Annotated in this window: 21 protein-coding genes and 1 pseudogene; 7 read left to right on the top strand and 15 right to left on the bottom strand. The window is 60.2% G+C overall.

Annotated features, from left to right (window positions below; genetic code table 11):
- Nucleotides 1-307: 307 nt before the first annotated feature.
- Nucleotides 308-1,390 (bottom strand): annotated as a pseudogene (locus LOY52_RS27430) (cache domain-containing protein); the annotation flags it as partial.
- 379 nt (nucleotides 1,391-1,769) lie between these two features.
- Between LOY52_RS27430 and LOY52_RS14105 the strand changes: the two are divergent.
- Entirely contained in the window at nucleotides 1,770-2,297 is a 528-nt protein-coding gene (locus LOY52_RS14105) for a hypothetical protein (protein WP_258674450.1), read from the top strand.
- 44 nt (nucleotides 2,298-2,341) lie between these two features.
- Here the strand turns inward: LOY52_RS14105 and LOY52_RS14100 are convergent, their stop codons facing one another.
- The 6 genes from LOY52_RS14100 to LOY52_RS14075 all read right to left on the bottom strand — a co-directional run bounded on the left by LOY52_RS14100 (nucleotide 2,342) and on the right by LOY52_RS14075 (nucleotide 9,791).
- The gene (locus LOY52_RS14100; RefSeq protein ID WP_258674448.1) at nucleotides 2,342-3,268 is read right to left on the bottom strand and encodes a GNAT family N-acetyltransferase; all 927 of its coding nucleotides are present in this window, start codon (nucleotides 3,266-3,268) and stop codon (nucleotides 2,342-2,344) included.
- Nucleotides 3,265-4,554: a phenylacetate--CoA ligase family protein gene (locus tag LOY52_RS14095; protein ID WP_258674447.1), complete on the bottom strand. Its 1,290-nt coding sequence runs from the start codon at nucleotides 4,552-4,554 to the stop codon at nucleotides 3,265-3,267. Before LOY52_RS14095 ends, LOY52_RS14100 begins: the two co-directional genes overlap by 4 nt.
- Before the next feature lie 49 nt (nucleotides 4,555-4,603).
- Nucleotides 4,604-7,006, bottom strand: coding sequence for an acyl-CoA reductase (locus LOY52_RS14090; protein WP_258674445.1), 2,403 nt, complete (start codon nucleotides 7,004-7,006; stop codon nucleotides 4,604-4,606).
- 1 nt (nucleotide 7,007) lies between these two features.
- A complete protein-coding gene (locus tag LOY52_RS14085; RefSeq protein ID WP_258674443.1) occupies nucleotides 7,008-8,138 on the bottom strand; it encodes an acyl-protein synthase in 1,131 nt (376 codons plus the stop codon).
- Complete coding sequence (locus LOY52_RS14080; RefSeq protein WP_258674441.1) at nucleotides 8,138-9,403, bottom strand: MFS transporter; 1,266 nt, start codon at nucleotides 9,401-9,403, stop codon at nucleotides 8,138-8,140. Before LOY52_RS14080 ends, LOY52_RS14085 begins: the two co-directional genes overlap by 1 nt.
- A gap of 250 nt (nucleotides 9,404-9,653) precedes the next feature.
- Nucleotides 9,654-9,791: a hypothetical protein gene (locus LOY52_RS14075; RefSeq protein WP_258674439.1), complete on the bottom strand. Its 138-nt coding sequence runs from the start codon at nucleotides 9,789-9,791 to the stop codon at nucleotides 9,654-9,656.
- A 158-nt stretch (nucleotides 9,792-9,949) separates the two neighbouring features.
- Between LOY52_RS14075 and LOY52_RS14070 the strand changes: the two genes are divergently transcribed.
- A complete protein-coding gene (locus LOY52_RS14070) occupies nucleotides 9,950-10,138 on the top strand; it encodes a hypothetical protein (RefSeq protein ID WP_007961862.1) in 189 nt (62 codons plus the stop codon).
- An 18-nt stretch (nucleotides 10,139-10,156) separates the two neighbouring features.
- Here LOY52_RS14070 and LOY52_RS14065 read toward each other — a convergent pair whose 3' ends face one another.
- Nucleotides 10,157-10,534 carry a fe2+ zn2+ uptake regulation protein gene (locus LOY52_RS14065; RefSeq protein WP_027612026.1) on the bottom strand — a complete coding sequence of 126 codons (378 nt, stop codon included), beginning with the start codon at nucleotides 10,532-10,534 and terminating at the stop codon, nucleotides 10,157-10,159.
- 277 nt (nucleotides 10,535-10,811) lie between these two features.
- On the opposite strand from LOY52_RS14065, the gene LOY52_RS14060 reads away from it, so the two are divergent.
- Nucleotides 10,812-13,157 carry an acylase gene (locus LOY52_RS14060; protein ID WP_258674437.1) on the top strand — a complete coding sequence of 782 codons (2,346 nt, stop codon included), beginning with the start codon at nucleotides 10,812-10,814 and terminating at the stop codon, nucleotides 13,155-13,157.
- Between the two features lie 65 nt (nucleotides 13,158-13,222).
- Here the strand turns inward: LOY52_RS14060 and LOY52_RS14055 are convergent, their stop codons facing one another.
- Entirely contained in the window at nucleotides 13,223-14,224 is a 1,002-nt protein-coding gene (locus LOY52_RS14055; protein ID WP_258674436.1) for a FecR family protein, read from the bottom strand.
- 152 nt (nucleotides 14,225-14,376) lie between these two features.
- Here LOY52_RS14055 and LOY52_RS14050 point away from each other — a divergent pair, with 152 nt between their 5' ends.
- Nucleotides 14,377-14,646 carry a PepSY domain-containing protein gene (locus LOY52_RS14050; protein WP_007961867.1) on the top strand — a complete coding sequence of 90 codons (270 nt, stop codon included), beginning with the start codon at nucleotides 14,377-14,379 and terminating at the stop codon, nucleotides 14,644-14,646.
- A 54-nt stretch (nucleotides 14,647-14,700) separates the two neighbouring features.
- On the opposite strand, the gene LOY52_RS14045 is transcribed toward LOY52_RS14050, so the two are convergent.
- Nucleotides 14,701-19,527, bottom strand: coding sequence for a hypothetical protein (locus LOY52_RS14045; RefSeq protein ID WP_408980399.1), 4,827 nt, complete (start codon nucleotides 19,525-19,527; stop codon nucleotides 14,701-14,703).
- Nucleotides 19,528-19,760: 233 nt separating this feature from the next.
- Between LOY52_RS14045 and LOY52_RS14040 the strand changes: the two genes are divergently transcribed.
- On the top strand, nucleotides 19,761-20,801 hold the full coding sequence (locus tag LOY52_RS14040) for an Ldh family oxidoreductase (protein WP_258674432.1): 1,041 nt from the start codon (nucleotides 19,761-19,763) through the stop codon (nucleotides 20,799-20,801).
- Between the two features lie 166 nt (nucleotides 20,802-20,967).
- Here the strand turns inward: LOY52_RS14040 and LOY52_RS14035 are convergent, their stop codons facing one another.
- Nucleotides 20,968-21,285, bottom strand: a complete 318-nt coding sequence (locus tag LOY52_RS14035) for a YqjD family protein (protein ID WP_007961870.1) — start codon at nucleotides 21,283-21,285, stop codon at nucleotides 20,968-20,970.
- Between the two features lie 153 nt (nucleotides 21,286-21,438).
- On the opposite strand from LOY52_RS14035, the gene LOY52_RS14030 reads away from it, so the two are divergent.
- Complete coding sequence (locus LOY52_RS14030) at nucleotides 21,439-21,693, top strand: hypothetical protein (RefSeq protein ID WP_003224595.1); 255 nt, start codon at nucleotides 21,439-21,441, stop codon at nucleotides 21,691-21,693.
- 7 nt (nucleotides 21,694-21,700) lie between these two features.
- Here the strand turns inward: LOY52_RS14030 and LOY52_RS14025 are convergent, their stop codons facing one another.
- Nucleotides 21,701-22,615: a LysR family transcriptional regulator gene (locus LOY52_RS14025; protein ID WP_258674431.1), complete on the bottom strand. Its 915-nt coding sequence runs from the start codon at nucleotides 22,613-22,615 to the stop codon at nucleotides 21,701-21,703.
- 84 nt (nucleotides 22,616-22,699) lie between these two features.
- On the opposite strand from LOY52_RS14025, the gene LOY52_RS14020 reads away from it, so the two are divergent.
- A complete protein-coding gene (locus tag LOY52_RS14020) occupies nucleotides 22,700-23,623 on the top strand; it encodes a carbon-nitrogen hydrolase family protein (RefSeq protein WP_258674429.1) in 924 nt (307 codons plus the stop codon).
- 133 nt (nucleotides 23,624-23,756) lie between these two features.
- Here LOY52_RS14020 and LOY52_RS14015 read toward each other — a convergent pair whose 3' ends face one another.
- From LOY52_RS14015 to LOY52_RS14005, 3 genes are all read right to left on the bottom strand, one after another.
- Entirely contained in the window at nucleotides 23,757-24,230 is a 474-nt protein-coding gene (locus LOY52_RS14015; protein WP_086791096.1) for an LEA type 2 family protein, read from the bottom strand.
- Nucleotides 24,231-24,295: 65 nt separating this feature from the next.
- Nucleotides 24,296-25,762 carry a nucleobase:cation symporter-2 family protein gene (locus LOY52_RS14010; protein WP_258674427.1) on the bottom strand — a complete coding sequence of 489 codons (1,467 nt, stop codon included), beginning with the start codon at nucleotides 25,760-25,762 and terminating at the stop codon, nucleotides 24,296-24,298.
- Nucleotides 25,763-25,976: 214 nt separating this feature from the next.
- Nucleotides 25,977-26,870, bottom strand: a complete 894-nt coding sequence (locus LOY52_RS14005) for a LysR family transcriptional regulator (RefSeq protein WP_258674425.1) — start codon at nucleotides 26,868-26,870, stop codon at nucleotides 25,977-25,979.
- Nucleotides 26,871-26,934 lie beyond the last annotated feature (64 nt).

Below are 26,934 nucleotides of genomic sequence, written 5' to 3'. Positions count from 1 at the left end.
CTTCACCGACCACGACCCGCGAGCGGTCGGCATTTTCGTTGGCGCGCTGGGTGAACGCTGCGGTTTCAGCGGCGTTCTGCGCAACGCTTTCGGCTGTCGAGCTCATTTCGGTGATGGCGGTAACGGTCTGATCGGTTTCCGAAGCATGGCGCAGTAGAATCTGGCTGGTGTTGGCCGACGTGCGCTGCAGGTCATCAAGGCTCGAAGCCATGGCGCCGGTGGCCTGGGTGACCTCACCGATCATGTTTTGCAGGTAGGCAATAAAGGTGTTGACCGAGTGGCCGATGGCGCCCAGTTCGTCTTCGGCACGGATGGTGATGCGCCGGGTCAGGTCGGCATCGCCGCTGGACAGCAAGTCGATGTTGGCTTTCAGCGCTTTCATGCGCGACACCAGTTGGCGGATCGCATACACCTGCAACAACACCAGCAGGATCACCAGCGGAATTTGCAGCAGGCTCAGGCTGCTGAGGACGTCGTCACGCTGAGCGGTGAGCATTTTCGTTGGCAGGGCGGTGGCGAGAAACCACGGTGTGCCTTCGATCGGGCGCATGAAGAAAGTGCTGGCTTCGCCGTTGTTGTCGAACTCGATGCGTTGCGCCTGATCACGATTCTGCAGGCCGGCCTTGACCTGACTGGCGAAGGTCGAGCCGGCGGCCAGTTCGCTGATGTTCTTCAGCACGATCGGGCCGCTGATGCGCGAGCTGTTGCTGATGATCTTGCCGTCGGCTTCGACGATCAGCATTTCGGCGTTGAGGTCTTTTTCCTTGCGCGCCACCAGATCGTTGAAGAAGCCTAGGGTCACGTCGATGGTCGACACGCCCCAGGCCGCACCGTTTTTCTGGATCGCCATCGCGCAGTTGGTGCGCGGCTCGGCACTCGCGTCGTCTTTATAGGCGGCGGCCCAGGCGCACTGGCCGCGCGGGGTCTGCATACCGCCCTTGTACCAGCTCTGATCGTAGTAGTTGGGCGCCGCGTCGCTGTTCCAGAAGGTGTTCACCGCCAGTTTGCCCGAGGCATCGCGGTGCCAGAAGGTGCTGAACTTGTTGCGCCCGGCCTCACGCTGACCCGGCAGTGGCCAGATCCCCCCACCGAAGACTTTCAGCTCGCCGTACTGATCCACCAACCCCGGCAATACCGTGTCGATGGCCGCGCTGTCGAGCAGGGGAATGGTCTGGGTGATGCTGCGCTGCTGCGCCTGGACTTTGTTCAGTTCGCCCTGAATCTGTTCGGCGACTTCGGCAATCCGGTTGAGCACCACCTGTTCTTCGGTATGCCGCAGCTTGGGCGCGACCAATTGGCTGATACCGACCACGGTCAGTACCGACAGCAACAGGATGAACAGAACCAGAAACAGGGTGTAGCGAGCCTGAATGGTGCGGAATGCGGGCATGGATACCGGTCCTTGAGCTGCGATTCTTATTGTGGGGTCTAGGGAAAAACGGCGGGGTCACCCCAGCGTATCGTCGGCGAACGGCGAAGCTTTAGGTACTTTCGTGCAAGAAAGCGTCGGCCTGACAGAAGGGTGTATCGACCCCGATACAAATGAATGGACCACCTCGTCAGCCGCGCAAAAAAAGCATCGCCAGCCAACGTCAAACTGCCATGAAACCGCGAGACAGTAAGCTTCTGAGGGTTTGTATCGAGAATGTACAGAAATTGTAAGCGACTTCACTAAAAGGGTTGGTGCCACCAATTCGCCGGTAGATACTTCCCGGCATTCGAGTAGTCCAGCAAGGACATTTCATGGTTATTTCACAGGGAGTCTTCTCATGACGATCGGCATTGTCGGCGGCTGGGAGAGTAAGGCAGGGGTGCTGGTTCGCAATACAGGCGCGAAAAAGCAGGTGGCGCAGAGCGTCAAGGTGCAGCAGATGCTGACCATGGTCGGCAACGATCCTAACGCGCTGAACACTGCGGAAATGGACAAGCAGGGCCTGCGCAAGAACATCAAGGGCTTCGACCCGTCGAACACTTCGGTAAAACAACTGGGCAATCTGAGCGTTTTCCTGCGCAGCCGCGGGCTGATCTCCGAGATCACTTCGTTTACCTTGCTCAATGCCGGCGACAAGTTCGACCGGTTCGGCGTAACCAAAGACGTTGATGCCAAATTCAATGCGCTGGAGTATTTTGCGACCCAGCTCGACGCGATCCAGAACAATGGCCTCAATGGCAACGCTTACGGCAAGAACCTGATCCCCGAATTCAAAAAGGCGATCTACGTGCTGCAGAACCTGAAAACCTACGGTGAAGGCAACGCGCCGAAACCGGTGGATCAGGGCGTCAAAGCCAAGGCCTGAGTCTTGAAAAACGGCCCGCCCATTCTGTGGGTGGGCCGTTTTTTTTAGCCTCGATAAAGTTCCCCGGCCTGTCTGGCCTGATCCTGCAAGCGTTGCATGTGCGGGCAGTGCAATGTCAGCGTTGATGGCTGGTAGCCGCGATGAAACAGCCCCAGCCAGCCATCGCTACGCTCATCGGGAACGATCCCGGTGAAAGCGAAACCCACCTCGGCAAGTTTGCCTATTGCGGCGGGAAAACCTTTGGCGAGTCTGAGCCTGATCGAAACCAGCCAATGCACCGGCAGTCGCTCAAGTTGCCTGAGCAGGTTGTCATCGAGCTCCTTGAGCACGATGTCATAGCGCCCCGAGTCGTGTTCGACATGGACCTTCGGGCCTCTCCAGGGCACGGCTTTGTCGGTGGTACCAAAAGCCCTCTCCAGATGCGACACCAATTCGCCGCAATCCGTCGGCCAGGCCAGTGCGGGCAGCGGACGTCGAAAGCCATCGATGTTGTAAAGGCCGACAACGATCGTCTCTCGGCCCTGTCCGTCGAAGGGCGAGGGTGCGTAATCCGGCAACAGACCGCAGCTGTAAAAGCCGAGACTGGCGGCCATACGCTGAGTGTACAGATGGTGCGTGACCTGTTTGATGGTGACGCCCCGGCAATCCAGGGCCTGGGCGTGAATCAGCAACTGTCGGCCCAACTGTGTGGCGATGTTTTGCCCGCGGGTATCAGGGTGCACCACCGTCAATGCCAGTTCTGCCAGTGAGGATCTGCCAGACTGGCGAAACAGGGTGGCATGCCCGCGAATCTGTTCGTTCAGCACCGCCACCAGCGAGTGCCAGCGACCGTCGTTGTGGTTCTGGCTGATCATGCACGGCAGATATACATGCGGTTGCGGATAATGAGTGCCGTAAATTGCCCCGAACAGGCCACTGACGGCCGGTGCGTCGGTGATGCGATAACGTCGCAGGGTTGTCTTGTCCTTCATGCTTGCGGCTCGCACAGGGTCTGATAGTCGCGGCGGTCCACGACCGGCTGATGCTTGCCGGAACGCGGATGGCACGTCAGCTCATCGCTGGCGCAGGCGATCACATGCAGATCGAGCAACTGATCACCCTGCAGCTTCTCGATCAACGGATATTGTTCGATCAGCGCGCTGCGCAGGCTTGCGTTTGCCTTGGCAATATCAGGCATTTGCGTATCGGGTACCCATCTGAGGCTCAGCAGGTCTTTTTTTCCCTGCTGCTCGATGACCAGTTGCCAGTCGGTGCTGCTGGCGCAGCGATGGACCAGGTCGCCAATGTCACTGATGTCCAGACTCAACACGCCCACCCGTACTCGCTGGCTGCTCATGCTGCGTCCCATCAGCGCGAATTTGCGCATGGGCGTGCCGGCCGGTTCGCGCCAACACGCCAGATCGCCGACGGGATAGCGGATGACGGGCATCAGGCGACGGGTCAGATTGGTCATGACCAGCCTGCCATTGCGGTCGCATTCTTCGATGACCGCGCCACTCACTTCATCAATGATCTCCAGCATGCTGTGGCGCTCCAGCATCCGGTGTTCGCCCAGCGCGCAATCGCGGGCGCTGACGCCGATCAGTCCGGCATCAACGCTGGCGTAACCGATGGAGGCAACACGCGCGTTCGGGAATACCCGGCGCAGCGCTTGCAGCTGTGCGCTGAACAGACTCTCGCCGCCGTAGAGCAGGGTTTCGACACCTTCCAGAATCCGAGAGTGGCGTTCAAGCCAGGCGGCGAATTTCAGCAGCTGCGCCGGCAATCCGGCCAGCACATTGATCTGGTACGCAACGATCGATTCGGCCAGTACGGCGCTATCGACGGTCCCGGTGAAAGGAAACTCGCTGACCGGCGTTTCGACATGGGCCAAGGCATCGTGGACGAAAATGAAGCTGGCATACAGGTCGCCGACAAAGAACAGATTGGCGACTCGATCGCCGGCGTTCAGTTGCGCGGTGAGGTGGCTGCCGAAATCGCGCACCAGGGTTTGCCATTCTGCGCGGGTGAACAGCGACAGTTTGCCTGAACCGGTGGTGCCCCCGGTCTTGAAGACCAGCGCGTCCGCCGTCGGGCCGGTCAATAGCGGCCACTGTTGCGGCTTCTGGCTGCCGTGCCAGTACAGTCTGGGGTCGATCAAAGGCAACCCGTTCAAGCCGTTGATGGGTTCTGCGACGTCCTTGAAGTGTTCGCGATAATAAGTCGAATGTCGGCGAGCAAAGCCGAGCAGGGCATTCAAATCTACGGTGGTGTTCATGGCGTTTTCTTATTAAAAGGAGCGGTGGGGCGCCAGCTGGCGCCCGTCTTCAGTGGCGTGAATCAATCACTGGCGGTGTCTTGCCGCTGTGTCTGTTGCGAACGAATTGCTCAACAGCACATTGCTCGATCTCCACAATGAGCAGTCCGGTCTGTACCAGCGTGCTCAGCGTCTGATAGCCCTGCAGTTGACGTTGGGCCTGTTCCGGTGCCAGAGGGCTGCGCAGTCGCATGCGCTCCCGGCCGTCAGGGCCATGGTCGAGGGCCAGTTGAAACGGCACTTGCAGGCGTTGCTCCAGCGTTGCCAGCGAAATGAAGTCGGTGCCGATGCGCAACAACTTGCCGTGCCGTTGCAACAGTTCGAAGCGCGGTGAGGTCAGACCGCAGGGGCAGGGGTCGGGTAGCCAGCGTCCGCTGTCACCGATGTCATAGCGCAGCACGGACTGGCCCTGACGCGCCCGGGAGGTCACCAGCAGACGGCCCGACTCACCGTGATTGACCGGCATGTCCTGATCGAAATTGACGATTTCCAGGTGCTGGATGTCGCTCATCAGATGGAACACACCGTCTGCCGTGGCCTGGCAGGCATGGCCCAGGGGGCCGGCATCGACACTGCCGTAAATCGCCGAACGGATCAGTCTGACACCACAGCTTTGCAACAACTCGCGGGTGGGCTCACTCACATGCTCGCCACCGAGAAAAACCTTGTCGATGGCGCCGTAGCGCTGCAGCGTTTGCCGTTCGTTGAGAAACAACCGGTGCACGGTGCTGGGCATGCCGATCAGCACGGTGATCCGTTGTTGCACAATCAGCTGCGCGATCTCGCGGTAATCGTCATCCGCCGGAGCGCCCATCGGCCAGTGTCGGGCCTCCAGTTGTTCCAGCACCTTGGTAAAACTGGAAAACCCGCCGTACAGCCCACCGCTGAAGAACAGGTTCATGATTTTGTCTCGCGCCGGATCCAGGCCGGCCGCCAGCAGGCCGTCGGCGGTCGCACGCATCTGGCGCTGGAAATCGTGGTAACTGAAACCGGAAAGGGTGGGCGTGCCACTGCTGCCGCCAGAACGAAAGTACAGTTGCGCCCTGTCGTTCGGTGACTGACTGATAAACCTCGTCTTATCCATGATTGCAACCCCCGCCAGCGCGGGTGGAGGAGACTGGCGGTCAAGCGTGGCGTGACCCGCCAGCGAGTCCGGCGTCAAGGTGACCGACACGCGGCGGCTCAGGCGCTGAAGGGCATAGACACCGTCATGAGGCTCGCCGTCGTAACCGTCATGGATGGCTCCGATCGGGGCGATGCGGGTCACCCCGGCGGCTATCAGCGACTGCGCCAGTTCGGCGATTTGCGCCTCATGACACAGCAAGGCACAGCTCTGCAGCACGTTGCGCCACGGCAACAGCGTAGCGCCGAGCAGCTCGCGGGGCAGGGGTTTGAGCAGCAGGCTGCGAAACAGCGCAGAAGGTTCGAGTTGACGGTCATGACTCCAGATCACTCGCCAGTGCGGCGTACTCCAGACCCGGCCGGTCTGTCCGGCAAAACTCTGGGCCAGCCGCACCATTGCCGTACTGGTGGTGATTTGCGAGGCCTCTTCAAGCGTCGGGGTGAGGGCCGGCCATTGCCCGGTGCGACGCTCGAACGCGGCGGCCAGTTCTGTACCAATGTCGTTCAGAACGGCCTCGTCGTCACTGTCTACCAGGAGCCATTGCGGGCTGGAGCAGGCTTGCTGATCGAGGCGGCAGACTTCATCCACCAGCGCATCCAGGACTGCCGGTGACGCTGCGTCCGGGGTCAGATAAGCGAAGCTGATGCGGTGCCCCCAGTCGATCCAGCGACATCCCGGCGGAATCTGCAACCGAATGGCTTGCAAGGCCGTTTCGCCACCCCAGGCGGAAACACCGTTGGCGTGTCTGCACAACTGACCGATTTGTCCGGTCGTTGTCGGCAGTACCGCGACGTAACCACCGAGTTGCCCGCTCGAGTCACATTCCAGCAACACCTGCAGCAGGCGCGCAGTGAATCCGTCGTCGCTGCTGCTGGGGCGCAGCCAGTTGACGTTGCCGCTCAACAAACCCTCCAGTACCGCACAGAATGCCAGCAGCGGCGCATTGGCCGGGGTGATATGAACCACCAGGCCCAGGGGGCTCCAGCGCTCGAAACGCGACTGCCGATAGTCGATGCGCCGCAGTGAATCGGGTTGCAGCCCCAGCTCACGATCAAGCTTTGCCTGCAGCGTGGCCGGCTGGCAGAAGTCGATCAGGGCCTGGCGCTGGTCGGTGTCGAGTGCCAGCTCCAGAGGCTGATGCTGCAGGCGTTCGGCAAACGCCTGCGCAGCGCTTAGTAATGTGGAGGTCTCAAGGGGCGTCTGCAGCTGATGGGGCAGTTGCAGATAAAGTTGTTGCAACGCACTGTCGAGATCGCAGTCGGCGTGCAGTTTTCCATTGATCAAATACATATCAGTGTCTCCCCAGCAATTCGGAAGCCGCCATGGCACAGCTCCTCGCGGCGGCGGTGCCGGCGCGGCCATGCAGTTGGAACCAGTCGCTCTTCAGCCCACAGCCGCAACTCGCAGCGGGATACAGCGTGGCCAGGTCACTCATCACCACCGCATGGGCGGGACTTGATGAAATGTAAGGCGAGACCAGGCTGAGCAGGCCGCACTGTCCATAGGGCAGGACCGAAAAGTCCACGGGGCTGCGCACGTACACTTTGGAATAGACCGGCACGTGAAAATGGTGGTGGGCACACTCGATGTAAGGCACCGCGTGCTCGACGGCGCCGTAGCCATCGCGACAGTCTTTGGTATCGATGCCCAACTGCTGCTGGATCCGTGCGTACAGCTGTTGTTTCGGGACTTCTTCGGCGGCACGGGTTTTCCAGCCACCGCCAAAAAACGCCAACGATCCGGCCGGCAGTTGCAGATCCGTCACGCCGGTGGCGCGCATGCGTTGCAGGGTCTCCCAGAGAAAGGCGGGGAAACCGAAGATGCGCACCGGCAGACCTTCTTCGGCAAAGGCTTGCAGAGCTGCTATCACGCCGAACAGATCGAACCGGTGACTGTCGCCGTCAGCCCGCAGCGCATACACCACCCGATTGACCGGGGCAAAGCCACACAGGAACTGATCGGTGAACGATGTGCCCAGGGTGATCTGCGTCTGGGGTTCGTAACTCAGCAACAGGTAATTGCAGGGCGTATGCGGTGTGATCCAGCCGTACTGCGCGAATATCCGTTTGACCATGTACTGGGCTGCGCCGAGGCTGCGCGCGTCATAACGCATGCGGCTCTTCTGCCCGCTGGTGCCTGAGGAAGTCAGCTCCAGCGCGTCCTCGCCAGTGGGACTGAGCAGCAAATGCTGTTTGAAGAAGTTGGCAAAAATCGGAGGCAGATGCGACCAGTCATCAAAGGTTTCGAGGTCTTTGGCTTCCACGCCATTGGCGTTCAGCCAATGCTCATAACCCGGGGTCTGTTCGATGTGAAAACGAGTGATTTCGAGCATGGCCCGATCAAACAGACCGGGCGCCACCGAGTCCGGACAGTAGGCAGCCGTTGACGCACAGAGTGCATCGCTGTGAGGGAAAGAGTGCATTAGTGGTCATCCTTTGATGTAACCGGTGGAAGGGGGGATTGCACGGACAGGTGCAGAAAACGCTGGATGAGAGGCAGGCACAGCAAGCCACCGAGCGCCGCCCACAGGGCGAAACTCTCGAGGCTTTCGGCACCGCCGACGGCGGCTATCAGCGAACCGCCTGCGCCCATCACGACAATCGAGAGCATGCCGATGGTCGCGGAAACCAGGCCCTTGCTGTCATCGCTGGCGAACAGTGCCAGCCGGTACAGCGCCGCGTTGCTCATGCCCAGTCCGATGGCATACAGCGACAGGCTGGCAATCAGCAGCGCCAGCGCAGCGCTCGACAAGGCGGTGCCGATCAATGCGATCAGGCCCAGGCACAATGGCCACAGCGCAACGCGAATGACCCGGGGCAGCGAGTGGCTGACGAGCAGGCGATCAAGGATCAGATTGCCGGCAATCACGGCGCAGAAGACCGGGATCTGCCACAGCCCGTATTCGCGCGAGGACAGGCCTAGCAACTGCATCAGCAGCAGCGGCGACAGTCCGATCCAGGCGATCAGTGGCAGGCTCATCAAACCCAGTGCAAGGCTGGCGTGGAGAAAGTTGCGGTTGCCGAGCAAAGTCAGATAGCGCTGTCCAATCTGCCGTCCGTTGAACGCAACCGGCTGCTGTTGCTGACCGTCGTTGCGCATGACGCCGATGGTCTCGGGCATGCAGACATACAGGCCCAGCCAGGCAACAGCCGCCGCCAGGCCCAAGCCGAGAAACAGTGTTCGCCAGCTCAGCCATTCGAGCAGCAGGCTGCCGAGCAATGGTCCGAGCAACGGCGAGAGCAATGCCACATTGCCCAACAGTGCCATCAGGCGCACGGCATCCGCTTCACGGAACACTTCCTGCAGGGCCGGATAACTGACGGCCACGACGAAGCCCAGGCCCATCCCCTGTATCAGCCGCAGCAGGTTGAACGCCTCGATGCTGCTGGTGATAAAGGTTGCGCCACAGGCTGCGGCGAACAGCAGGCATCCGCTCAACAGCAGGCGCCGCCGGCCAAAGCGGTCGGAGAGTGGACCAATCAACCATTGCAGGCAGACTCCACCGATCAGGTACAGATTGAATGCATAAGGAACATGCCGGGCGTCTGCTTCGAACTCGGAGGTAACGCTCAGCATTGCTGGCATGATCAGGTCGCTGGCCATGTAGGTCAGCAGTTCAAACAGGGTTATGGCCAGACAGAAGCCAAGGGCCTGTCCGGGGTTGATATCGATAAGTGTTCTTTGCATGCGCGGATGAGCTCGTGGTTCGGCATCAGAAGCGCAGAGGGTAGGGGGGTGGAGAGGGAGATTCACACCAGACAGGTATGACGAGAGATATCAAAAATACGCAAAATGTTGCGTGGGAGAGGGGCCTACAAACGCGTGATTAATGTCCTACACGCACAGACCAGATGACCTACAGAAAGCGCCTACTTTTCAGTAGGCGCAGTCATTATGGGGGAACACGATTTGTAACGTTTTCCTGGAGAGCCATCACCTATCGATGTTGGTAATAACCGGGGCCATCCTGATAACGATGGTGGCCGTCATGCCAGCCGCCGTGGGGGAAAATGATGCAGCCGCTCAAGTTCAGTACGGCAAGGAAAGGAATCAGCCAGGTGATTCGACGGAACATTTCAGAAATCCTCATGGTTACGCCGGCATGAAGCCAAAACTCTTCATCGGCTGTAACATGAGACCGCGTCCGGCCAGGCCCATCCCCGCAACACGGTATGTGCATGGCATGCAATCGGATACAAACCGGATACATTTGAAAGTTTCAGGAACCTGTTAATGACCCAGAAGCAACGTTTGAAATACTCGATCCTGATCGCCCTGTCGGTGCTGGCGATCATGCTCGGCCTGTCCTGGCTGCAAAATGCCGGAATGATCAGTCAGAAGATGTTCCAGTACATCGCCATGGGTGTGGCGGTGGTCGTGGTGGTGATCAACGGGGTGATGCGCCGCAAGGTCAAACCCTGACGGCGATCGCGGGACGCTTCAATCGTGATTGAGCACTGCAGCAGCCTGTGGATGCAGGCTGTAACTCTTGTCCGGGTTGAAGGTGACCACCCCTTCGGCGCATAGACGCTTCAACACTTCGCGCACGCTGAGAAAGGATAACGGAATATCCAGGTCCAGCAGTTGACTGTGCACGCCGCGCACGCCCAGGCGTCGATCGCTTTGTGCGGCGACCAGCAGGGCGTCGATGACTTTCAGACGAATCAGGCTGGTGCGCAGGCCGAAGCTTTTCAGCAACAGACGAATACGCTCATTGCCCTGACGCTCGGGGCTGGGGGCGAAGCTGCTCGCGCGGGAACTCATGGAAGCTCCTTGTGACGCCTGGCTACCGTCCATTGGTAGTTGCGAGTTGTACATGGGGTTACTCCTTTTCAGAGCCCGATCAGGAAACGTTTTGACTGCTCTCAGTAAACAAGACGTTTCAGCACGACAAATCATGAAAGGAAATATGTAGAAATTTTGTCGGTTATTCGTTGTTTTCCCGTAATCAGTGAATTTCACCCTCGTCAATCGGGCTAAATTTTTTTTCCCGCATTCGTTTCCTGAACAGCCGTCTTGCGCCCAGGCGCATGAATCAATTTCAGAGCGGATCCGGCGCAAGCGCCGATCCTTGTCTTGTCGTTCAGGAGCGAGTGTGATTATTTCCCGACAGTTAACCGGACTGGCCCTCGCCGGTGCGTTTCTCGGACTCAGTCTGTCCGCCCATGCGTTCAGTCCCGCTGCACAAGCCAGTGCCGATATCCGCCGCACTTCCTTTGGTGTGCCGCACATCCGCGCGGAAAATGAGCGCGGACTGGGTTTCGGCATCGGTTACGCCTACGCGCAGGACAACCTGTGCCTGCTGGCCAACGAGATCGTCACGGTCAATGGCCAGCGCTCGCGCTATTTCGGACCGGAGCAGTTCACCGTCGAACAACGCGAGAATCGCGTCAGCGACCTGTTCTTCACCTGGCTCAACACTCCCGCAGCGGTGAAAGCCTTCTGGGACGCGCAACCGGCGCAGGTGCACGACCTGGTGGAAGGTTATGCCGCGGGCTACAACCGTTATCTCGCCGAGCGCCGCCAGCAGGGTCTGCCGCAACAGTGCCAGGGTGAGTGGGTGCGTGATATCAGCGCCGAAGATCTGGTCAAACTCACTCGGCGCCTGCTGGTCGAGGGCGGGGTCGGGCAGTTCGCCGAAGCTCTGGCTGGCGCGACGCCTCCGCAGGCCACGGCGCAGCTCGGCAGCGATGCCCGGGCCTATCAGTTGGCGGACGCGCGCCTGCAGCGCTTCGCTCTGGATCGCGGCAGCAACGCCGTGGCGGTGGGCAGCGAACGCTCGTTCAACGGGCGCGGCATGCTGCTGGCCAACCCGCATTTTCCATGGGTTGGCGGCATGCGCTTTTACCAGATGCACCTGACCATTCCGGGCAAACTCGACGTCATGGGCGCAGCCTTGCCGGGGTTGCCGATGATCAACATCGGTTTCAACCAGCATCTGGCCTGGACCCACACCGTGGATTCATCCAAACACTTCACCCTGTATCGCCTGCAACTCGATCCGAAAGACCCGACCCGCTACCTGCTCGACGGCAAATCGCTGCCGCTGAACAAGCAGACCGTCACGGTGCAGGTCAAACAGGCGGACGGTCAGGTGGTGCCGGTCTCGCGCGATGTCTACAGCTCGCAGTTCGGCCCGATCGTGCAATGGCCGGGCAAACTCGACTGGGATCACCAGTACGCCTACAGCCTGCGCGACGCCAACCTGGACAATGATCGCGTGTTGACGCAGTGGTACGCGATGAACCAGGCGTCAAGCCTCAAGGATCTGCAGGATTCGGTGCACAAGATTCAGGGCATCCCCTGGGTCAACACCTTGGCTGTGGATGACAAGGGACAGACGCTGTACATGAACCTGTCGGTGGTGCCGAACGTCAGCGCCGACAAACTGGCCAAGTGCAGCGACCCGCGCATCGGTTTGCAGATGATCGTGCTGGACGGTTCCAACAGTGCTTGCGCCTGGGATATCGATCCGCATGCTGCGCAAAAGGGCATTTATGCCGCCAGTCAGCTGCCGCAACTGTTGCGCAAGGACTTCGTCCAGCACTCCAACGATTCGGCGTGGCTGGCGAACCCGGCACAACCGCTGACCGGATTCTCGCCGCTGATCAGTCAGGACGGCCAGCCACTGGGCCTGCGTGCGCGCTTTGCGCTGGAACGCCTGAGCTCTCTCGGAAAAAAAGGTCCGCTGGCGGTCAAGGATCTACAGCAGATGGTGATGGACGACAACGTCTATCTGGCGACTCAGGTGCTGCCCGATCTGTTGAAGTTTTGCGCTGCGGATCTGGGTGCGGACGCGGCCGCGTTGAAGCCGGTTTGCGCGAGTCTCAAGGGTTGGGACGGCCGGGCGAATCTGGATTCGGGTATTGGTCTGGTGCACTTCCAGAACATCATGCAGGCGCTGCAAGCGTCGCCGGATGTCTGGCGTGTGCCGTTCGATCCAAAAGACCCGCAACACACGCCACGCGGTCTGACGATCGAGCAACCGACCGTGAACAAGGCACTGCGTGAAGCGCTGCTGGCGTCGGCCGCCACTGCACAGAAAATGGGTCTCAAGGCTGAAACCCGCTGGGGTGATATTCAGGTGGTGAGCAGTGGTGCTCAACAAACCGCGATTCACGGCGGGCCGGGAACGCTGGGGATCTACAACGCGATCCAGAGCGTGCCGCGTGAAGACGGCAAACTCGAAGTGGTCAGCGGCACCAGCTACCTGCAAGTGGTGACCTTCGACGACAAGGGCCCGCACGCTCAAGGGCTGCTGGCGTTCTCGCTGTCGAGCGACCCTGAGTCGAAATATTCCCGGGATCAGACCGAGGCGTTTTCAAAAAAACAGTGGAGTGTGCTGCCGTTCACTGAGCAGCAGATCGCCGCAGATCCGCAGTATCAGCTGCAAACCGTTCGCGAGGTGGCGGGCAAGAGCGCCGAGGTGGTTGCGCAGTAAGTCAGCCTGAACGAAAAAGCCGCTGCTCCCTGAACGGGGACAGCGGCTTTTTTTGTTCGTGTGTCTCAACTCTTCGGCGGCTGCCGCGGCATCGAATTGATCACCGGATCACCTTCGGTGTTACGCGTCAGGTAGACCGGCAGCACCTTGGGCAGGGTGTTGACGAGGCCGCCGAGTTCTTTGATGTTGTAGACGCCGCCAACGCGGATCGCACCGGTGTTGGCGTCAGCCAGTTTCAGCGGTTTGCTCAGGTAGCGATTGATCAGCGGCAAGGCGTCGTTCAGCGCCAGGTTGTCGAGCACCAGTTTGCCGCTGCGCCAGGCCAGGGCGTTGTCGTTGGCGTAGGTCTGGCTGATCTGTGGTGTGTAGTCGCCATGCCGGTACTGCGCCTGCATGGCCGGGCCCAGGCGCAGACCGTCGCCGGGCAGGGCGGCGTTGCTGGTCACCAGCACTGAGCCTTCGATCAGATTGACCCGCACCTGATTTTCGTAGAGCCAGACATTGAAGCGGGTGCCGGTCACGCGGATCTTGCCTTCGCCGGCCCTGACCACGAACGGGTGGGAGAGGTCATGGCTGACTTCGAAAAACGCCTCGCCTTTTTTCAGGGTGACCCGCCGCTCGTCCTTGTAATTGCTGAAGGTCAACTCGGTATTGAGGTTGAGCTCGACCTGACTGCCGTCCTTCAAGGTGACCTGACGGACATTGTCGGTGGCTTCGAAGTGCTGATAGCTGTTGGGCAACCAGCCCAGATTCCAGCCACTGTACGCCGCCAGTGGCAAGGCCAGCGCGCAGACGCTCGCGGCAATTGCGTAGCGCCGCCAGGCGGGCAGCGGTTTATTCAGCGGCACACTCGGCGGCGTCTGCGCACGTGGCAAATGTTCGGCAACGTCCCAGATTTCCAGCATCGCTTCATATTCGAACGCATGCAGCGGATGCGCATCGCGCCATTGCTCGAAAGACAGTCGCTCCTCGGCGGAGCAGTCTACGGCGTGCAGACGCATGCACCAGTGCGCGGCGGCATCGGTGATCGCATCGTATTCGGCTTCCGAGAGGGATTCTTGGGTCATTGACTCGTCCTGATTTGCTGCATTCTAACCTTGCGGGCGTTGCGCCGAGAACATCCGTCATGGCAATTGCCCATCAAAGTGGAACTTATTTTTCCGTCAGACGCCCAAAAACAGGACATCCGAGGAACATCATCCACAAATGGAGTGAAAAAATGATCAAAAAAACCTTAGCCGCTGCAATCGCTACCGCCGCCTTGTTCAGCGCCGGTGCCGCCATGGCTGATCGTCCCGGTGCGGGCTGGGTCACCATCGAAAAGGCTATCGAGATCGTGAAAACCAAGGCCGGTTACGTCGAAGTCTATGAAATCGAGGCCGACAATGACGGCTACTGGAAAGGCGAGGGCCGCAAGGCCGACGGTTCGGTGTATGAATTCCGCATTGACGGCGCCTCGGGCAATGTATTGCGTGACCAGAAAGACTGAGTTCACCCACCGATAAACCATGCGCAGGCCAACCGCCTGCGCATTTTTTTTGCCTCAGTTGAGACCTCCGTGAGGTTGGGTTACCGGATCGAGCTGACGGCCCATTTCGCAAATCAGAAAGGCGATCGAATCGGCATTGCGCAATATCGTGTCGATGCGCGGATGCGGGTTGGTCGGGCTGAGAAACGCCGTTCGCGCGTCCTCAAGATTCCTCGTCCCCGTGGTCTTGAGAACTTCCCTGCGCACATGTTCCATGCCCTCGATCTCGTCGATATCCAGCCACTCCTGAGCGTCATTGCTCCAGCGGGAAAACAGCTCAACGTGGGGCGTGGACAGTGACAGTGCTTCGCGCTGAAATCTTGTCTGTACCTGTTTGCGCGCAGCTCCGTAACCGGTCACGGTAGCAATCAGATCAGCAAACGGGCGGCGCGCTTCCAGGGAGGCAATGTCGACGGTCTTGCTGAATTGATGGGAAAACTCGTGGATCAGCGTCGCTGCCCGCGCATGCCCGTCAACATTGAAAGGTTCGGTCAGGCCCGTTTCATACCATTCCAGCCCTTGATTGAAAAACTTTTCGGTGAAGTGGACTTTCTTGCGTAAATCGCCACCCAGTACAAAGGCTATTACACCCGAGCTGCTGTGTCTGTTCGAGCCGACCACAAAGCGGCTGCTGTTCAACAGGTCTTCTGATGGATCGACCAAGGCATCACAGATCGGCACGATGGCCTGCTTCAGCTTGTCGAGAATGTCGGCATCAATCCGTTGCACGTCAAAAAAAGACTTGAGAAAAGTATCGAGGCGGGTGCCCGGCACATAGTTTCTCAGCTGCGCAAGATTGTGCAGGCTGTTGAACGCGTAATGCCGGGCCAGATCAATTGCCTCGATCAACATGCGGGCTTTTTCCGGATGGCGGGCGCGGATTTCTTCCATGCCTTGCGCTTCGATATTCAGCATGTAGCGAGCCTGGCGATGGGTGGCGTAATGGTTGAACATCGTCGACATGGCCTTGCCGAAATGCACGGTATGGCGATCCGGGTCCAGCACCAGTTGCCGCGAAGCGGTGTGTTGCAACACCGGACCTGGCTGCTCGGCGCCCTTGATTTGCCAGACAGCTCCCGGCCGCTCCACGGGATAGACTTTGCCGGCAATGGGGGCGTAGGTCGCTTTGGTTTTCAGGTCCTGATACGTGCCCTCGGCTGCATTGTGATTCAGATCCTTCAGCGCGACCGTCGAAGCTTCAAAGGTCTGCAGCGAGGTGCGCAGCGGATCGGTCGGCTTTGTCTGCGCAAGGACGGGGGCGCTCAGCGTGGTTGGCTGCGATGCTTGCGGCGATGCCACGGCTTGAGATTCCAGACGTGATTCCAGTGCCAGTCGCCCGAGGGTGATCATCTCCGCTGCGCCGGCGACAAAGGTTTGCAGCGCACGTTTCCAGTGGTGATCCTGCAGCGCTTCGGCCGAGTCCAGAAAATCCCGGTAGCTTTGCCAGAGAAACTGCACATAGGCGAGTTTGCCCGGCAGCAGGCCCCGGATCTGCTGGATGCCTGAACTGAACAGATCCTTCGCGGCGTCCCAATCCGCCTGCGCCGATGGCAGCGAATGGCTGCTCAGCAAGTGTGGCAACAAGGCCAGATTGTCGTCGAACAGCTGCAGCAGCAAGTTGCCGTCGACCGGGGTGGCGGCCAGGGTCATCTCGCTCGTCCGGCCGCTGCTCGCCTTGAACAACGCGCTGAAGATCGAACGTTGACTTTCCGGCAAGCGGCGCAGCAGCAAGTCCTGCAGTGAACCCGGCGTGTTCAGCGCGGCGATCACTGCCGCCTCGTTCTCGAACTCACTGAATGCGTGCTCTCCATGGTACGGCGCATAAAGTACTTGAGGGCCGGGTTGTCCCGCAGGGCCGATCAAGTACAGCCCCAGCGCCTTGATCGCTGAGGCTCCGGCAGTCTTGATCAGCGCCAACGGCCGGACAATCGCATCGGCCCCTTGCACGGTCGCACGAGCGACGGCATCGGGCATGTCGAGCAACTGTGAAATCAAGCCGAAGGCCTTCGGCGACAAGCGTTGTTGCAGTTGTAGCTGATGGGCATGCTGCAGCAGTTGCCAGGGTAATTGGCGGAGGAAGCGCTGTTTGCGTTGTTCGGCGTCGACGTCACTTGCGGACAACGCCGTGGTGATTGTATTGGCAAATGTTGTCGCAACGTTCAAGGACAACAGCAGGCCTCTGACCGTTTGCTGGTCGAGTCCTGTCGGCAGCGCCCGGCCGGTGCTCGAGCTGAGGGTGAATGCAGTGTCCTGTGCAATAGGCGCATGGTTCAAGGCGAAATCGGTCAGACTCATCGCCGGCCCGATCAGGGTCTGTGCCGGGGTAACGGTGATCTGCTCGGGGTCGAGATCCTGCCTCTGCAAGCGGCTGTTGAGTAGCGTTTCCAGGGTCCGCCTGATGTAGTCACGCAAGGTTGGCAGCGCGTGGAGATAATCCTGGTCGTCAATGACGCTGAGGCGCCACTGTTCCAGCAGTTCCAGATGCAACTGCTGCTCTTCAAGCGTGGCCATCCCCAGCCAGGCAGGCAGTGAATGCTGCTTGCCCAGTGCCTGTGCCAGAGCGGTGGGACGTTGCAGATTGGTCTCAACGACTTGCTCACTCAACGTTTTGAGAATCTGGGTTTCGCGCGGCTTTGGCCATTGGCGGCCCCGTACCTGTTCACAGCGCTGGAGAAAGTGTTCGATCGCTGATTCGATGCGATCCTGCAGGACATTGCCGCTGATCAGCCGTAACCGTCCCAGCGTGTAGTGTTGATGGAACCTCTGGTGCAGGGGTGGAAGATTTTCCAGCAGCACCAGGCGTTTTTGCGGATCCAGCAGCCGCTGGTTCAAAACCTGTCTGGCGTGCTCGATCGAGCGGAGGACTTCCAGGCCCAGAGCCGGGGTCCACAAGATCGCGCGTCCGGAGTGCTGCGTATCGAGGCCACCGCGTTCCGTGAGCAGGACGCAGTTGGCCAGCGGCAGCATTTCGCTCTGTCCGGCGATCTGTAACGTCAATGACCAGGCGTCCGGCCGAAACCCGTTGAGTGCCTTGCGTCGGCTGCGATCCGGGTGATCCGGATCGAACACGGTGTCGACCAGGGCTTGCTGATGACGGCTCATGGTTCCATTCAGGACTCTCAACCGTGCTTCGCCATTGATGCCGACAGACAGGGCGTGTGCCAGCTTCGCGGCAATACCCAGCAGGTAGGTGCGCTGCAGTGCCGTAACGGTCAGGGGCTGGGCGGCAAAGTCTGCGGCGATGGTCGGCGTGATGCTGGCAAACTTGCGCACTTCGGCCGCGGCGGTGTCCGCCAGCACACTTGAGGGCAATGGGTTACCGGTGAACATCGGCCGGGTGCTCCAGCGCCCGCGGGCATCCAGGGTCACAAGGCGCTCGTGGAGCATCGAACGGATGTCCAGGGCCTTGTCGAACAGTGCGCGGATATCCACCACGCCGTCGCTGTGCCGGTACAACTGCAAGCCATAGCCGATGTTCTGTCGTTGCTTGGTGATGATCAATTCGAGCAGAACGCTGAACACGTCTCCGGCAATCGATTTGCCGGAAACCTGCGGCCGGTCGAAACCGAGGAAGCGCTGGCGCTCGTCGAGACTCAACAGACCATAGAGTTCGTCTTCGTGCCCGGGGCTGGCGAATTTGCCGAGAAGCATGGATTTTAGATCTGCGTAGTCCCTGAGCACCTGCAAGCCGTGTGTCGGGGTATACAGGCAGCTTTCGGAATGGCCGATCATCAGCGCACCGGCCAGTTCCACGAAGTTTGCCTGGTGTTCCCATAAACGCACGGTTTCCACGGCCGCGCGAGGTGCCAGATTTTCACTGAAACCCAGCGACGTCAGCAGGCTGTCGAATTGACGCTGATCAATGATGCCAGCCTCACGTTTGAGCAAAAAGTCCGCCAGCGCCTGCTGCCGAATGATCTGCGCAAATACGTCGCGCCGCGAGGCCCCGTCAGCGCTTGGGCCATTCCAATAGCGCTCCATTTGCTGGTACAGCAACACCATCAGTTTGCCTGAGGCCGTGGTGATGGCTGTCTCCCAATGTTGCTGGTCACTGGCCTGGAAAGTCCGGTCGGGGTGCGAAAATTCATGGGTCTGGCCAACCGGCCATCCGTTGTGGCGATAGTGCAACAGCAACGCATCGCCAAGTGACAGCGCTTCAAGCTCGCGTCGTGAAGGAAGGTCAGTCGATGCCGCGCTGGTTGCAGTTGCGGTTGCGTACAGGTTCACGCGCGTGCGTGTCTGGTCGACGCCGCGCATCGTTGGCGTCAGAAGTTCGTCGGTAATGGTCTGAAGCAGGCTGCCAAGTTCGGGCAGTTGCATCAATTCATCAAGCATCGCCTGCGCGTTGAGCTGCTGGCAATGCTCGATGGCGGCGCGTTGATCCTCGAAGATATCGCCTTCGACAAGCTGATAGGTCACGCTGATGCCGTGCCGTTCTGCCAGCCGTTTGCGTTGGGAAAGGGCGAGCAGGGCCAGCAGCCGGTCGTCCTCGCTGGCGCTGTTCAGATGCTGTTCCAGATGCGCAGTCAGGCTGGCGAGGCTGGCGTGTTTTTTCAGCCCGGCGAACGGTGTGTACAACAGGATGCCGCGATCATCGGGGGTGGCACTGAGGATGAAACTGCCGGCTAGAGGCACCGCTGGCGCACCTGCGGTATTGAGCAGGATGCGCTGGGCAAGCATGGGCGGGGTCTGCTGACTGCGCAGGGCATGGGTCGCCAGTTGCACGTGACTCAGCCATTGGAAGTCAGCGACGGACAAGTGATGGAGATTGCCGAGTTCGCGCCACGATCCGGGGGAGTTGAGGATGGGCTGGAACAGCAGGGGAGGAATGGGAGCAGGCATCATCGGGTCTCGTTCAGGGCACCGGCCGGTGCACCGGTAAATTGAGACACGAGACTAAAGACCGGGCAGATAGCACGGGTGGTACATAGTTACCGCACAAGCGGCAACGCAATGTGCTAGCAGCGACAAGCCGGCACCACAACGGTTGACAGCACCCGTACCGGGCGTGGTTAATCGCTGGGCAAGCTGTTCGTACGCTGTTGTTCCCTCCAATAATTAGTCTGGAGCTTCAGATGTCTGCGCCACACGATTCCGTGTCTTCCCCCGTTGCGTCCACACTCTCGCTCGAAGCGCTGACGCAATTGCTTGAAAAGGTTTTCCTGCGCCACGGTACGTCGGCGTCCGTCGCCCAAACCCTGGCTGCCAACTGCGCCGGTGCCGAACGCGACGGTGCGCACAGTCATGGCGTGTTCCGTATCCCCGGTTATGTCTCGACACTCAATAGCGGTTGGGTCAATGGACAGGCTGTGCCGCAAGTCGAGGACGTAGCCTCGGGTTTCGTGCGAGTCGATGCCGGCAACGGTTTCGCCCAGCCCGCGCTGGCCGCTGCTCGGTCGTTGCTGGTGGAAAAGGCGCGCAACGCCGGGATCGCGGTGTTGGCAATTCGCAATTCGCATCACTTTGCGGCGCTGTGGCCGGACGTCGAACCGTTCGCCGAGGAAGGTTTGGTAGCGCTCAGTGTGGTCAACAGCATGACCTGCGTAGTGCCGCATGGCGCTGATCGGCCGCTGTTCGGCACCAACCCGATTGCCTTTGCCGCGCCGCGGGCCCACGGTGCGCCGATTGTCTTCGATCTGGCGACCAGCGCCATTGCTCACGGTGATGTGCAGATTGCGGCGCGCAAGGGTGAACGTCTGCCTGCCGGAATGGGTGTGGACGGTCTTGGGCAGGCGACGCAGGATCCGAAAGCCATTCTTGAAGGCGGCGCACTGTTGCCGTTTGGCGGGCATAAAGGCTCGGCGCTATCGATGATGGTCGAGCTGCTGGCGGCGGCGTTGACCGGGGGGAATTTTTCCTTCGAGTTCGACTGGTCGAACCATCCCGGGGCCAAGACCCCGTGGACCGGGCAGTTGCTGATCGTCATCGACCCAAGCAAATCCGCCGGGCAAAGTTTTGCCCAGCGCAGCGAAGAACTGGTGCGGCAGATGCATGGCGTGGGATTGAAGCGCTTGCCGGGTGATCGTCGGCATTTGCAGCGGGCCAGATCGCTGGCCGAGGGGATTGTGCTGGAGGAGCAGACGCTGGCGCAGTTGCGCGAATTGGCCGGGGAATAACTGTTAGAACGTAAATGTGGCGAGGGAGCTTGCTCCCGCCGGGTGGCGAAGCGATCCCCTTTTATCTGCTTGAGAATAGGGGACTGCTGCGCAGTCCAGCGGGAGCAAGCTCCCTCGCCACAGGTTTACTGCCTGATCCCACAGAATGGGATCAGGCAAATGTCACTTAACGACGACCGAGCAACAAGCCCACCACCAGACCGAAACCGGCGGAAATCGCCACGGTCTGCCATGGATGGCCGCCAATGTAGCTCTCGGTGGCCTCGACTGCCGGTTTGGTGCGCTCACGCACGCTCGACACAGAATCCAGTGCCTGTTGAAGCTTCAGGGCGATTTGTCCGCGCAGGGTCTCGGCTTCTTCGCCTACCAGTGAGGCGCTGCTTTTGAGCAGTTTGTCGGACTCTTCGATCAAAGCCTGGAGTTCGCTGAAGGCTTGATCCTTGATTTGGTCTTCGACGGCTTGCACGCGGGATTTGCGGGCCATTGGGTGACTCCTTGCAGATGGATGAACAGTGATCAATGGAGTGTGGCGCTGACTGAAAAGTTGCACTGATTTTAGGTGCGAAAGAAAAACCTGCGCGGGAGATTTCCGCCGAGCGTGTAAGATGTCGCCATTTTACGCAGCAGGTATTTCCCCATGAGTTTCAATCTGGCCGACAAATCCCTCGCCGAGCGCGCTGCGCTGGAAGACGAGAAATCCCGTCTGTTCGAACTCTGGCAGAACAATCTGGGCAAAGCCAAAGGCGAAGCCGCGCGGTTGTTCGGCGAACGCTCCAAGCGCAAGGGCAAATGGGCCGAGTGGGTGCGCGCCGAGCTGGATGGCATGTCCCCGCCGGAATTCGCCAACATGGTGCGCAGTGAGGTCAATCGACTGATGGCAGCCAACAAGTAATAGCGCCTCAGTCGGTGTTGAAACATCCGACAATCGCCTCACGCACCTTGATCACCACCGGATCGATCTGCGTGCTGGTGCGCCAGCCCAGTTCGATCGGGTAACGCGGCAGCGCCAGCGGGCAGGGCAGCAGCACCAGCCCGCTGAGCTCGGCAATGGCCTGGGCGGCATGGCGGGGGATGGTTGCCACCGCGCCGCTGCCCTTGAGCAGATGCGGCAGCGCCGCAAAGTGCGTGGTCGAGGCGCAGACCCGCCGGCTCAGGCCCAGCGCCGCCAGGCCTTCGTCGGTGATGCCGATAAAGCCGCCCGAGGACACCAGAATGTGCTCGCGGGCGACGAACTCCGGCAAATCGATGTTCTGTTGGCCGGGCGCCAGACTGCCCGGATCGACCAGACACGCATAATCCCCTTCACCCAACACCTGACGACTGAGCAGACGCTCGGCGAACCCACCGGCGGTGATCGCCAGGTCGATGCTGCGCTCCATCAGGGCGCGGGCAACGATCTGGCTGTGGGTCTGGCGGAAGATCAGCCGCAGCTTGGGCGCGCTGCGAGCGATGGCTTCGATCAGGCGCCGGCCATAAGCGATTTCGAAATCATCCGACAGGCCGACGGTGACTGATCGGCCGTCATAGTGGTGGGCCGCCGGATCGACCATCGCCAGGCTCTGCCGACATTTGTTCAGCGCCTCGCTGACCACCGGTTTCAGTTGATTGGCCTTGAGCGTCGGCGCCAATCCGCGACCGGTGCGCACGAACAATTGATCGCCATACACCTCGCGTAACCGGCGCAACGCCGCGCTGACCGCCGATTGCGTCACGCCCAGGCGCAGCGCCGCACGGCTGGCGCTGGACTCCTCATGCAGGGCTTCGAAGACTTTCAGCAGGTTGAGGTCGACGGTTGCGATATTCATTTGGCTCATATCATTCAGCAGTGAGTCGGTCTTTATTCATGATCCCGCGCCGCCGCAGAATCGGCAACACTGGAACCCGATGGAGTGAATGTAATGCCCAAATCAATCGTCGCCGCCCTGCAGATCGGCGCCTTGCCCGGTGGCAAGGGTGAAACCCTGGAACAGATCCTCAGCTGGGAAGCCGCGATCAGCGAGTCCGGCGCGGCACTGGTGGTGATGCCTGAAGCGTTGCTCGGGGGCTATCCGAAAGGTGAGGGCTTCGGCACGCAGTTGGGCTATCGCTTGCCCGAGGGCCGCGAGGCCTACGCCCGCTACTTCGCCAACGCCATTGACGTGCCAGGGGCAGAAACCGAGGCACTGGCCGGTTTGTCGGCGCGCACCGGGGCCAATCTGGTGATCGGCGTGATCGAGCGTGCCGGCAGCACGTTGTATTGCACGGCGCTGTATTTCGATCCGCAGGCAGGGCTGGTGGCCAAGCATCGCAAACTGATGCCGACCGGCACCGAACGATTGATTTGGGGCAAGGGCGACGGCTCGACGCTGCCGGTGCTAGACACTCAGGTGGGTAAACTCGGTGCGGTGGTGTGCTGGGAAAACATGATGCCGCTGCTGCGCACGGCGATGTACGCCAAGGGCATTGAAGTCTGGTGCGCGCCGACCGTGGACGAGCGCGAGATGTGGCAGGTCAGCATGCGTCACATCGCCCACGAGGGTCGCTGCTTTGTGGTCAGTGCCTGTCAGGTACAGGCTTCGCCGAACGAACTGGGCGTGGACATTGCCAACTGGCCGGCGGATCGGCCGTTGATTGCCGGCGGCAGCGTGATCGTCGGGCCGATGGGCGATGTGCTGGCCGGGCCGTTGCGTGGCGAGGCGGGGTTGCTCACGGCTGAGATTGACACCGATGAACTGATTCGGGCGCGCTATGACTACGACGTGGTCGGCCACTATGCGCGGCCGGATGTGTTTGAGCTGAGTGTCGATGAGCGCGCCAAACCGGGGGTGCGCTTCACCGCATAACCTCAGGACTGACACATACCCTGTGGGAGCGAGCTTGCTCGCGAAAGCGTCGGATCAGCCAACATCATCGTTGAATGTCACTCCGCATTCGCGAGCAAGCTCGCTCCCACAGGGGAGAAGTATGTGCAGTTGATTACCAGGTCGCAGCAGTGGCCTTTGGCAAACTCAGCTTGCCACTGTCGACAAAACGCATGGTGCCGAACACCCCGCCCGCGAGTTTGCCGCGCAGTACGTAGGGCAGGTTGTCGAGGGTTTGTGTCTGGCTCAAACCCAGAGTCTGGCGCAGTACCGAGAACGCGGAAACGCTGACCGGCACGCTGACCACGGTTTCCGAGAAGCGCGGGATCGAGCCGGTCTGATCACTGACGCCCGAGGCCAGTGGACGGCCATTGACCTCCAGATCCAGGGCGATACCGTTGTAATCGATGGCCGTTTCATTGGGATTCTGCACTCGCAACTTGATCGCGAAGCGCACTTCCAGATCCTGGCTCGGCAACGGTTCGAGGCCGACCACGTTGATGTTCACTGGATCGCGGTTGGGAAACAGCGCGCAGGCGCTCAGGGACAACAGCAGCAGGGACAGGATGACGGCGTGGACGCGGCGCATAAACAGTCTCTCAACGAAAAAGGGCTGAACCGTTGCCGGCTCAGCCCTTTTTTCATGGCGTCGCGTCAGCGGTTCAACTGTGCGACCGCCGCTGCAGATGCAGGTTCAGCTTTGGCCGGCAGATCGGGGTTTTCCATGACCTGCAGAATCGACGCTTCCGGATCGAAATCGTCTTCTTCCAGCTCAATGAATTCTTCCGGCAGGAAGATATTCAGCAAGATAGCGCACAACGCACCGACGGTGATCGGCGATTCGAAGATGTTACGCAGCGCTTGCGGCAACTCGCGCAGCACTTCCGGCACGGCGGCAATGCCCAGGCCCATGCCCACGGAGATCGCCACGATCAACATGTTGCGCCGATGCAGGCCAGCCTCGGCGAGGATCTTGATCCCGGCCACGGCCACGGTGCCGAACATCACCAGTTCCGCGCCGCCGAGCACCGGTTTGGGCATCAGTTGCAGCACCGCGCCGATCATCGGGAACAGCCCCAGCAGCACCAGCAGGCCGGCGATGAAGAACGCCACGTAGCGGCTGGCCACGCCAGTCAACTGGATCACGCCGTTGTTCTGCGCGAACGTGACCATCGGCATGCTGTTGAACACTGCCGCCATCGCTGAATTGAGGCCATCGGCGAGCAGACCGGACTTGATCCGGCGGATATACAGCGGGCCTTTGACCGGTTGCCGCGAGATCATCGAATTGGCCGTCAGGTCACCGGCCGCTTCCAGCGGCGAAACCAGGAAGATCACCGCCACCGGTACGAACGCCACCCAGTCGAAATTGAAGCCGTACTTGAACGGCACCGGCACGCTGACCAGCGGCACTTCGGGCATCGAGGCGAAATCCACCGTGCCCATCAGCCAGGCGACCACGTAGCCGAGGGTCAGGCCGATGACGATCGCGCCCAGGCGCAGAAACGGTACGTCGACGCGGTTCAGCACAACGATAGTGCCGATCACCAACGCGGCCAGAAACACATGGCTGGCGGCGCCCAGATCGGGCGCGCCGAAGCCGCCGGCAATGTCGGTCATCGCCACTTTGATCAACGACAGGCCCATCAGGGTGATGATGGTGCCGGTGACCACCGGGGTGATCAGCATTCGCAGTTTGCCGATGAACTGGCTCAGCACCACTTCGATGAAGGCGGCGAAAAAACACACGCCGAAAATCGTCGAGAGAATTTCATCGGTACCGCCGCCCCGGGCCTTGACCATGAACCCGGCGCTGAGAATCACGCTGATAAAGGAAAAACTGGTGCCTTGCAGGCACAACAGACCGGAACCGACCGGGCCGAAACGCTTGGCTTGGACGAATGTGCCCAGACCGGAGACGAACAGCGCCATGCTGATCAGGTACGGAATTTCACTTTGCAGACCGAGGGCGCCGCCCATGATCAGGGTCGGGGTGATGATGCCGACGAAGCTTGCCAGCACGTGTTGCAGCGCGGCGAAGACGGTTGCAGTCAGGTGCGGACGGTCGTTGAGGCCGTAGATCAGATCGTTGTTGCGCGGGACTTTTTCAGAGGCGGTCATGGTGTTTTGCGCGCCGCGAGGCGGGGCCGGGTCAGAAAATGGAGGCGCAGGATGCCGGAAGAGGACGGCGAGGGCAACGAGCAAAAATTGCCTGAAAGGTCAGGTTTTATTGGGTTTCAAAGGGTTTTCTTTGAAATCAAAAGATCGCAGCCTTCGGCAGCTCCTACATTTGGCATTCCTGTAGGAGCTGCCGAAGGCTGCGATCTTTTGATCTTTAAACAAAGGCTGCGAGCAAATCCTCCTCAAACGCCTTCTGCGCATCCCCCGGCACCTGCGCGCGATGCCGGGCCAGATGAAACGCCACTTCGAAGCTCAATTCCCCAGGCCGCAGTGCGCGCAGCAAGCCCTTTTCCTCCCACACCCGCGCGTAGTGATCGGGCAGATAGTCGACATGCTTGCCGGAGAGGATGAAGGCGAGGGTGCCCTCGACCTGCTCCGAACGCGCGGAAAAGCGCTTGTCCGGAAACGGCTCGCCCGTGCGCATGAATCGATACGGATGATCCACCCGGTCGCAGGCCTGCAACGCCGCGTCGTCCGGCTCATCGACGCTGAACAGCGGATGCCCCTGCGCGCAATACAAATGCTGGGTTTCCCGGAACAGCTCGCGATAATCGAAAGCGCTCTGCACCTGGGAGAAATAACCGATGGCCAGATCCAGTCGCTGTTGCAGCAGCAAGCGCTCCATCTCCCCAGGCATCGCGCTGATCAGCTCGATACGCACTGACTCATCGCGCTCGCGAAAGCGCCGGATCGCATCTGCCACCCGCAGCAGCACCGACTGATCAAGCGCCTCGGACAGGCCCAGCCGCACCTCACCGATCAGCCGTCCAGCGACGCCGTTGGATTGATGCCGGAACGTCTCGATGGATTGGAACAGTGCACGAATCGCGATAAGCAGTTGCTCACCCTTGGGCGTGACGTTGAAACCGCCTTTGCCGCGGCTGCACAGGCGATAGCCGAGACGGGTTTCCAGTTTGGCCATTTGCTGACTGATGCTCGACTGACTCAGGCCCAATTCACCTTGCGCCGCGCTGAAGCCGCCACATTCCACGACTCGCACAAACAGGCGCAACAACTGCAAATCGATGTCGTGAAGCTGACCGAGCATTACATTACTCCGGGATAAAGTCAGGTTAACAAGCTTGATATTTCTGCAATGTATCCGACGGCGC

It is taken from the genome of Pseudomonas sp. B21-051 (assembly GCF_024748795.1).
Taxonomy (GTDB): Bacteria; Pseudomonadota; Gammaproteobacteria; order Pseudomonadales; family Pseudomonadaceae; genus Aquipseudomonas; species Aquipseudomonas putida_A.
This window is presented reverse-complemented; position numbering and strand designations above follow the sequence as displayed.